The 8,709-nt window shown below is 69.7% G+C and carries 7 protein-coding genes; 5 read left to right on the top strand and 2 right to left on the bottom strand.

Going from position 1 to position 8,709, the window contains the following annotated elements; all coding sequences use genetic code 11:
• The first annotated feature begins 457 nt into the window (after positions 1-457).
• Positions 458-844 carry an OB-fold nucleic acid binding domain-containing protein gene (locus MJ797_RS05390; protein ID WP_239332447.1) on the top strand — a complete coding sequence of 129 codons (387 nt, stop codon included), beginning with the start codon at positions 458-460 and terminating at the stop codon, positions 842-844.
• A gap of 53 nt (positions 845-897) precedes the next feature.
• Entirely contained in the window at positions 898-1,569 is a 672-nt protein-coding gene (locus MJ797_RS05385) for a DUF3159 domain-containing protein (RefSeq protein ID WP_239332572.1), read from the top strand.
• Here the strand turns inward: MJ797_RS05385 and MJ797_RS05380 are convergent.
• Positions 1,517-2,218, bottom strand: coding sequence for a TrkA family potassium uptake protein (locus MJ797_RS05380; RefSeq protein WP_239332445.1), 702 nt, complete (start codon positions 2,216-2,218; stop codon positions 1,517-1,519). The two genes, MJ797_RS05385 and MJ797_RS05380, sit on opposite strands and share 53 nt — an antisense overlap.
• On the bottom strand, positions 2,215-2,886 hold the full coding sequence (locus tag MJ797_RS05375) for a TrkA family potassium uptake protein (protein ID WP_239332443.1): 672 nt from the start codon (positions 2,884-2,886) through the stop codon (positions 2,215-2,217). The genes MJ797_RS05380 and MJ797_RS05375 overlap by 4 nt, the downstream gene beginning before the upstream one ends.
• A gap of 120 nt (positions 2,887-3,006) precedes the next feature.
• On the opposite strand from MJ797_RS05375, the gene MJ797_RS05370 reads away from it, so the two are divergent.
• From MJ797_RS05370 to dxs, 3 genes are all read left to right on the top strand, one after another.
• On the top strand, positions 3,007-5,106 hold the full coding sequence (locus MJ797_RS05370; RefSeq protein ID WP_239332441.1) for an APC family permease: 2,100 nt from the start codon (positions 3,007-3,009) through the stop codon (positions 5,104-5,106).
• Entirely contained in the window at positions 5,103-6,389 is a 1,287-nt protein-coding gene (locus MJ797_RS05365; RefSeq protein ID WP_239332439.1) for a class I SAM-dependent RNA methyltransferase, read from the top strand. The genes MJ797_RS05370 and MJ797_RS05365 overlap by 4 nt, the downstream gene beginning before the upstream one ends.
• Positions 6,390-6,645: 256 nt before the next feature.
• Entirely contained in the window at positions 6,646-8,592 is a 1,947-nt protein-coding gene (dxs, locus tag MJ797_RS05360; protein WP_239332437.1) for a 1-deoxy-D-xylulose-5-phosphate synthase, read from the top strand.
• Positions 8,593-8,709 lie beyond the last annotated feature (117 nt).

Raw genomic sequence — 8,709 nt, 5'->3', positions numbered from 1 at the left:
AAGGTCGGCTCGGTTACGGTATGACGGTACTGATACGCCCAGCCGGGTCGACGCGCCTGACACGGTGCCCACCGGAGCCGGCGATGCGCAGACTGCCACCGGCAGTCATCAGCGTGGGTATGCCATCGCTCACCAGCCCGTCGTAGCTGACGCCCGCACGGAGCGCTGGTGGCTTCACGCCGCTGGTATCGCTGTCTTTCGGTCATGACGTGTCGCGCGACGAGTGGTTGAGGCATGCGTGAGCACCGAGGCACGCGTGAGCACAGCGGCCGGGGCCCTGGGCCGGAAACCCGCGCAAGTGTGGAGGCCGGGCTGCCGGGCGGGCACACTGGGGCGCGTCGGTTCGTTACCCCGATGTTGCCTGTGTTGCGTGCCCCAGCCCCGCGACGCCGCGTCCTCATATTTTCGGGCGCTCTTAACCCAGTTCCGTGCATGCTCGAGTTCAACCGGAGGAGCCGTGGGAGACCGAGGCGGTTGGTGGGGGCGGGTCGTCCACCGGCTGAACGCGGATGATCAGGTGTTGGAAGCGGAGGACCTGCAGCGGACGGTCGAGGCGGCCGGGGCCATCCCCATGGGTGAGTGTCACGAGCGGCAGGAGGTGTGCGTCGTCGGTTCGATCCGTTCGGTTACCTTACGGAGTCATGCTGGAGCGCAGAGCCTCGAGGCGGACATCTACGACGGCACCGGTACCGTCACCCTGGTGTTTCTGGGCCGGAAGCACATACCGGGGATTCAGACGGGACGCACGGTGAAAGCAGCTGGGATGGTCATGAATCAGGACAGCCGTACCACCATCTTCAACCCGCGATACGAGCTGCTGCCCGCGTCGTCCGCGAGCGCGTGAGCCTCCCGACCGACGACCAGCAGGTCGCGCCGGCCGCCGGGCAGCGGCCCCCGATGTCCTTTGCCGAGGCCATGGGCGGCCCACGCGGGATGGTCGACAGTGCGATCCCCACGGTCGCTTTCGTCGCGGTCAACGCCGGGGCCGGGCTGACCGCGGGCATCGTGTTCGCCGTGGCGACGGCGGCGGCCCTCGTCGCGCTGCGGGTCGTCCGCCGCGAACCCGCGCGCCAGGCGTTCTCCGGTCTGTTCGCGGTGGGGTTCGCCGCGTTCGTCGCCTCCCGGACGCACAGCGCCGAGGGCTTCTTCCTGCCCAGTATCGTGAAGAACGCCGTTTTCGCCGGAGTCGGCCTGCTGTCGTTGCTGGTGCGCAGGCCGCTCGCGGGTTTCGTGCTGGCCGCGATGGATGCCCGGTACGCCGACTGGCGTCAGCACAGCCACCTGCGCCGGGCCGCCATCCGGGCGACGCTGGTGTGGATCGTTGTTTTCGGTCTCCGGTTCGTCATCCAGGGTGTGCTCTACCTGGCCGGTCAGACGGGATGGCTGGCCGCGGCCAACATCGCCCTGGGGCTTCCGCTGTTCGGCGTCGCGATCATAGCGACCTTCGCCATCGTGCGGCGGCTCGCGCCGAGCCAGGCTGCCGTGGACGAGCGTGACTGCTCCGCCGGCCTTCAGGTCACCGCGCCGGTGGTGGCGAGTCCACCGGCGTCCCGCCCAGAGCCTCGCTGAGGGCCTCCTCGACGTCTGCGCCGGCTGTCACCACGGCGAGCACCTCATCGCCTTCTTCTAGCGTGGCGTCGGGGGAGGGCAGGACGACCCGCCCGTCGCGCAGGATCGCCACCAGCGCCGCGTCAGCGGGGAGCGCAATCTGCGCGATGGGCCTCCCGATCACCGGCGAATCCTCGGCCAGGGTCAGCTCCACCAGCGAGGCGTTGCCCTGCATGAAGCGCATCAGGCGGACGAGGTCGCCGACGCTCACCGCCTCCTCGACCAGGGCGGTCAGCAGCCGTGGGGTGGACACGGCCACGTCCACGCCCCACGCTTCGGTGAACAGCCACTCGTTGTTCGGATGGTTGACACGTGCCACCACCCGCGGCACCCCGAACTCGGTCTTCGCCAGCAGCGACACGACCAGGTTGACCTTGTCGTCCCCGGTCGCGGCGACCATCACCGCGCACTCCTGGAGGTTGGCGCTCTCCAGGGAGGCCAGCTCACATGCGTCCGCCAGCAGCCAGTTGGCACGCGGGAGCGCGCCTGTGCGTATCTTGCGCGGGTCACGTTCGATCAGCATGACCTCGGAGCCGTTGTCGATCAGTTCGGCGGCGATGGAACGGCCGACCTTGCCAGCTCCGGCGATGGCGATCCGACGTGGCCTCATGCGGGTGGACCTTCCTTCGGACCGGACCGCAGCACAGCTTCCACCTGCGCCGCCCGTGCTTTGGGAAAGGCGATGTGCAGCGTGTCGCCGTCCTGGATGAGGGTACGGGGATCGGGAAGCAGGCCTTCGCCGAAACGGGTGACACAGGCGACCCGGACACCCGCGGCACCCTCAAGCGTGGAGACGCGCAGCCCCACCCATGATATGGAGGGCGTCATCTCTGACAGCAGGATCGTGCCGGATGTGTCCGTCCACTCCGGCGTTATGGCATCCGGGACGAGCCGGCGCAGGATCTGGTCGCGGGTCCACCGTACGGTGGCGACCGTGGGAATACCGAGCCGTTCGTACACCTCAGCCCGGCGGGGATCGTAGATGCGGGCGACGACGCTGGTCACGCCGAACATCTCCCGCGCGATCCTGGCCGCGATGATGTTGGAGTTGTCGCCGCTGGAAACCGCGGCGAACGCCGCCGCGTCCCGGATGCCGGCCTCGATCAGGGTGCCCCGGTCGAAACCGACCCCGGTGACCATCCGGCCGCTGAAGTCCGCGGGCAGCCGGGTGAAGGCGTCCGGGTCCTGGTCGATGATGGAGACGCTGTGGCCATACCGGTCGACGCTGCGGGCGAGCGCCGAACCGACTCGACCGCAACCGAGGATCACCACATGCACGCCGCAGAGCGTAGTCCCGCGCAGTCGCCCCGGTCGATGCGTGGACGGAGTCCATCGGCGGAGGTATCGGACATCTCACAGCGATGCGATGCTGGTCACACCAGTCGGTAGCATCGCCGCGTGAGGCTCACGGACCGCCTCAAGCGCGGCTTCGTCGGTCGCCCTCTCGGGAGCGACAAACTCGGCGAGACGTTGCTGCCCAAGCGGATCGCCCTGCCTGTCTTCGGCAGTGATCCGCTGTCCTCGGTGGCGTACGCCACCGAGGAAATCCTGCTCGTTCTGTCACTCGGCGGTCTGGCTTTCTACCACCTTGCGCCGTGGGTGGCCGCCACGGTCGTCGTGGTGTTGCTGACCGTCGTCGCCTCTTACCGGCAGAACGTGCGCGCGTACCCCACCGGTGGCGGCGCGTACGAGATCGCGATGACGAACCTGGGGCCGCGGGTCGGCCTCACGGCCGCGAGCGCGCTGCTCGTCGACTACATCCTCACGGTCGCCGTGTCGGTCGCCGCCGGGGTCGCGAACCTCACGTCAGCCGCGACCAGCCTGGCCGGGCACAAGGTGCTTCTCGCCGTGGTGCTGATCGTCGTGCTGACGATCGTGAATCTGCGCGGTGTCCGGGAGTCGGGTACGGCGTTCGCCGTCCCGACCTACGGCTTTGTCGTCGGCGTCCTGCTGATGGTCGCCGTCGGGCTGTTGCAGACCGTGGTCGGGCATCCGCCCCGTGCCGAGAGCGCGAGTTACCAGGTGCACGCCGAGTCCGCGTTCGGCGGTCTTGCCACCGTGTTCCTGGCGTTGCGGGCGTTCTCGTCCGGCTGTACGGCGCTCACCGGCGTGGAGGCGATCAGTAACGGGGTCCCCGCGTTCCGCCCGCCCAAGAGCCGCAACGCGGCGACGACGCTGCTGGCCATGGGACTGATAGCGGTCACCATGTTCAGTGGCGTCACCATCCTGGCGATGATCTCGCATGTCCACGTGGCGGAGAACCCGGCCAATCTCGTGGGCGCGAACGGGGCCGTAGCCGCAACGCAGCGTACGGTCATCGCGCAGGTGGCCGCCGCGGTTTTCGGGGACGGGTCGTTCGGCTTCCTCTACGTCGCCGTCGTCACGGCCCTGATCCTTGTGCTGGCCGCGAACACCGCCTTCAACGGGTTTCCGGTGCTTGGGTCGATCCTCGCCAGGGACGGGTATCTGCCGCGTCAGCTGCACACCCGTGGTGATCGTCTTGCTTTCAGCAATGGGATCATCACGCTCGCCGCTCTCGCCGTTCTTCTGATCGTCGCGTTCGACGCCGAGGTGACCCGGCTCATTCAGCTGTACATCATCGGTGTGTTCGTGTCGTTCGTGTGCAGCCAGACCGGCATGGTGCGGCACTGGCAGGACATCTTGAACAGCGATCATCCGGACGCCGTCGATCCGGTGCTCCGCCGCCGCATCCGGCGTTCACAGGCGATCAACTTCGTCGGCGCCTGCGTGACCGCTGTCGTGCTTCTCGTGGTGCTGGCCACGAAGTTCACCCGCGGCGCATGGATCGTCTGCGTCGCCATGCCGGTGATTTTTGTGATGATGCGGGCGATCCACCGGCACTACGACCGGGTGGCTCAGGAGCTGCAGCCCGAGCCGGGGCCGCCGACGCTGCCCTCCAGGGTGCACGCGGTGGTGCTGGTCAGCAAGATCCACGAACCGACGCTGCGAGCCCTGGCCTACGCCAAGGCCACGCGGCCCCACACCCTGGTCGGGCTCACCGTGGCGGTCGACCCGGCCGAGTCCGGCCGGGTCCGCCAGGCCTGGGAGGAGCGGGCCATCGGCATCGACCTGGTCGAACTTGCCTCGCCCTATCGCGAGATCACCCGACCGGTGCTGGACTATGTCGCCGGTATCCGGCGGGAGAGCCCGCGCGACGTGGTCGCCGTGTTCATCCCCGAGTATGTGGTCGGGCACTGGTGGGAACAGCTCCTCCACAACCAGAGCGCGCTGCGGCTGAAGGCGAGGCTGCTCTTCCAGCCAGGGGTGATGGTCACCAGCGTCCCGTGGCAGCTCGTCTCCTCGGAACAGGCAGGCCGGCGCCTGGACCGGATCGCGCCGGGGGCGGTACGGCGAGCCACCGGCTCGGCCACCCCCGCCCAGGCTGCTGGGCGAGCCGGGCGAGCCGGTCGGGCGGCGGCTCAGCCGTCGGCCGCGGCGCCGGCTGACGGCACGGACGCCGAAGCGACCCGGCGGTGAGCGGTCACCGCCCCCGGCCGGGCGTCCCCGAGCGGGCCGCCGGAGAATCCGCGCGGGTTGTCGAGCTTGACATCGGGCCTGTCGCGCACGGCGGGATGTGCGTGGCCCGCCACCACGGCCGGGTCGTCTTCGTCCGGCACACGCTGCCGGGTGAACGGGTCCGGGCCTGCCTGACCGACACCTCGCACGACCGGTACTGGCGGGCTGACGCCGTCGAGGTCCTGCGGCCGTCGGCGGACAGGGTGACCGCGCCGTGCCCGCATGCCGGGCCCGGCCGTTGCGGCGGATGCGACTGGCAGCACACCTCCGTTGCCGCCCAGCGTCGCTTCAAAGCCGAGGTGGTCCGGGAGCAGCTGCGCCGGCTGGCCGGGCTCGACTGGCCGGTGGAGGTCGAGGCGCTGGATCCGCCGCCCGGCGCGCTGCCCGACGGCCTGGGCTGGCGCACCCGGATGCGTTACACGCTGACGGAGCAGGGCGAGGTCGCCCTGCGCGGGCACCGCTCGCACGAGACTGTCGCGGCGGCGGACTGCCGGATAGCGCACCCGCTCGTGCGCGCCGCCGTCGCCGGTCGGACCTTCCCGGCGGCCGGCGCGGACACGACCGATGGCACTGCCGGGCCTGAGATCGACGTGGCCGCGAGCGTGTCGAGCGGCAGCACGATTATCACATCGGAGGCCCGTGCCGCTGGTTTTTCTGCCGACGGTGCCGACACCGAGATCGTCGAGGTGGTACGCGGGCGCCGGTTCATCCTGGCTCCCGGGGTGTTCTGGCAGGTCCACCCGGGTGCGCCCGAGGCGCTGGTGGACGCGGTCCTGACCGGCCTGGCGCCGCGCGCCGGGGAACGGGCGCTCGACCTGTACGCGGGTGCGGGCCTGTTCACCGCCGCGCTTGCCGAAGCCGTCGGTCCCGGCGGTCTCGTGGTGGCGATGGAGTCCGACCCGCGCGCGGTGGCCTCCGCCGCGCGCAGCCTCGCGGACCTCCCGCAGGTGTCGTTACGGGGCGTCCGGGTTTCGCCCGGCTCCCTGCGCGGGCTGGCCGGTACCGGCGCTGACATCGTCGTCCTCGATCCGCCCCGGGCGGGCGCGGGCACCGCTGTGATGCGCGAACTGCTTGCGCCCGGCCCCCGGGCGGTCGTGTACGTGGCCTGTGATCCCGCCTCGCTGGGCCGGGATCTCGCGGTGGCCGTCGCGCAGGGCTACTCCCTGGTGGAGCTGCGGGCGTTCGATCTGTTCCCGATGACCGCCCACGTCGAATGCGTGGCGTTACTGCACGGGCCGGTCTGACGGCACACCGGGGGAGCCCGCGTCCGGACACGCCCGGCGGGAGGACACGCATGTGTCCCGGCGCCGCTGGATGGGCCGGATACTCATGGGCAAACCACGCATCGTAAGCGTCGACTGGCCTTCTTGCTACCTGTTTGCGACGTGTTCACATGTCCAATCCGCGACCGCGACTGATCCTCTGACCTGCGTAGACTGAGCGGCGTCCGGGGCCGATCCCCTCAAAAAGGGGGAGGAAGTGCACGGAGAGGAAGTGTCGGTGTCGCTTCTGTCGACCGTTCGCAATCCGCACGATCTGAAGAGACTGGCAGTCGACGATCTTCCCGCGCTGGCGGCGGAGATCCGCGACTTTCTTATTCACGCGGTGGCGCGCACAGGTGGTCATCTCGGGCCGAACCTCGGCGCCGTCGAGCTGACCATCGCGATCCACCGGGTGTTCGACTCGCCCCATGACCGGATCCTGTGGGACACCGGCCACCAGTCCTATGTTCACAAGATCCTGACCGGCCGCGCGGACGCGTTCGCGGACCTGCGGCAGCGGGGTGGCCTGTCCGGGTATCCCAGCCAGGCCGAGTCACCGCACGACATCATCGAGAACTCGCACGCCTCGACAGCCCTGTCCTACGCCGATGGGCTGGCCCGGGCGTACGCGCTGCGTGGTGAGTCCCGCGCGGTCGTCGCCGTTGTGGGCGACGGCGCGTTGACCGGCGGCATGTGCTGGGAAGCGTTGAACAACATCGCGGCCGCGGACCGCCCGGTGATCGTGGTCGTCAACGACAACGGGCGCTCCTACGCCCCGACCATCGGTGGGCTGGCCGATCATCTGGCTGCCCTGCGGCTCGCGCCCGAGTACGAGCAGGTCCTCGACGTCGTCAAGCAGGTGCTGGGCCGTACCCCGCTGGTCGGTGCGCCGCTCTACGACGCCCTGCATGGGATCAAGAAGGGCATCAAGGACGTCGTCCAGCCCCAGGGCATGTTCGAGGACCTCGGCCTGAAGTACGTGGGGCCGGTGGACGGGCACGACGTCCACGCGGTCGAGTCGGCGCTGCGGCGGGCCCGTGACTTCGGTGGGCCGGTGATCGTCCACTGTGTGACCCGCAAGGGCTTCGGCTATCCAGCCGCCGAGCAGGATGACGCCGACTGTTTCCACGCGGTCGGGGTCATCGACCCGAGTACAGGCAAGCCGGCCACGGCCGGCAGCGGCGGCGGCGCCAGCTGGACGGGCGTCTTCTCCGATGAGATCGTCCAGATCGGCCATGAGCGTCCGGACGTCGTCACCCTCACCGCGGCCATGCTGCAGCCGGTCGGTCTGCAGAAGTTCGCCACGGCCTTTCCCGACCGCGTGTTCGACGTCGGTATCGCCGAGCAGCATGCGGTCACCTCCGCCGCGGGCCTGGCCATGGGCGGCCTCAAGCCGGTGGTGTGCGTCTACGCGACATTCCTCAACCGAGCCTTCGACCAGGTGCTGATGGACGTCGCCATGCACCGGCTGCCGGTCACCTTTGTCCTGGACCGGGCCGGTGTCACCGGTGAGGACGGGCCATCCCACAACGGCATGTGGGACATGTCCTTTCTGCAGCTCGTACCCGGGCTGGCACTGGCCGCGCCGCGGGACGAGCCCACGCTGCGGGCCGAGCTCCGCGAGGCGCTGGCGATCTCCGACGGGCCGTCGGTGGTGCGCTTCGCCAAGGGCAAGATCAACCCAGACATCCCCGCGATCGAGCGGGTTGGGTCGGTCGACATCCTCTACCGCTCGCCCGAGGCGACACCGTCGCGGGAGGTTCTCCTGGTAGCGGTGGGTGCGATGGCGAGTACCTGCCTGCAGGTCGCCGAGCGGGTCGCGAGCCACGGTATCGGGATCACCGTCGTCGACCCGCGGTGGGTCAAGCCACTGGATCCGGTGCTCGTGGACCTCGCCCGGATGCATTCGCTCGTGGTCACGGTCGAGGACAACGGCCGGGTCGGCGGGGTCGGGTCGACCTTCGCGCAGCTGCTGCGTGACGCCGACGTCGACGTACCGCTGCGCGACTTCGGCATCCCGCAGACCTTCCTCGACCAGGGCAAGCGCCCGGAGGTCATGGCTGACATCGGCCTGTCCGCCCAGGAGCTCGCCCGCAAGGTCGTCGAGATGGTCGCGGGGCGCGCGTCCGGCCTTGCCGAGGAGGCCGCGGCCACCGAGGAGGAAAGCGCTGCCGGCCAGCTCTGAGCTCTCCACACCACCCCTTGGGGTGTCGGTGAGTCCGGGGGTGTACGGGTACCCGACAGGGGTATCCGTACACCCCCGGCCGCAAAAACCCCGTCGCCGGCAGCAACCCGCTACAGC

The organism is Protofrankia sp. CiP3 (assembly GCF_917627345.1).
Taxonomy (GTDB): domain Bacteria; phylum Actinomycetota; class Actinomycetes; order Frankiales; family Frankiaceae; genus Protofrankia.
The sequence above is the reverse complement of the archived record's forward strand: the minus strand, read 5'-3'. Positions and strand labels throughout refer to the sequence as shown.

Coding starts and splice junctions, on each gene's coding strand:
- MJ797_RS05385 (WP_239332572.1), top strand. CDS start 898: ATGTCCTTTGCCGAGGCCATGGGCGGCCCACGCGGGATGGTCGACAGT.
- MJ797_RS05380 (WP_239332445.1), bottom strand. CDS start 2,218: ATGAGGCCACGTCGGATCGCCATCGCCGGAGCTGGCAAGGTCGGCCGT.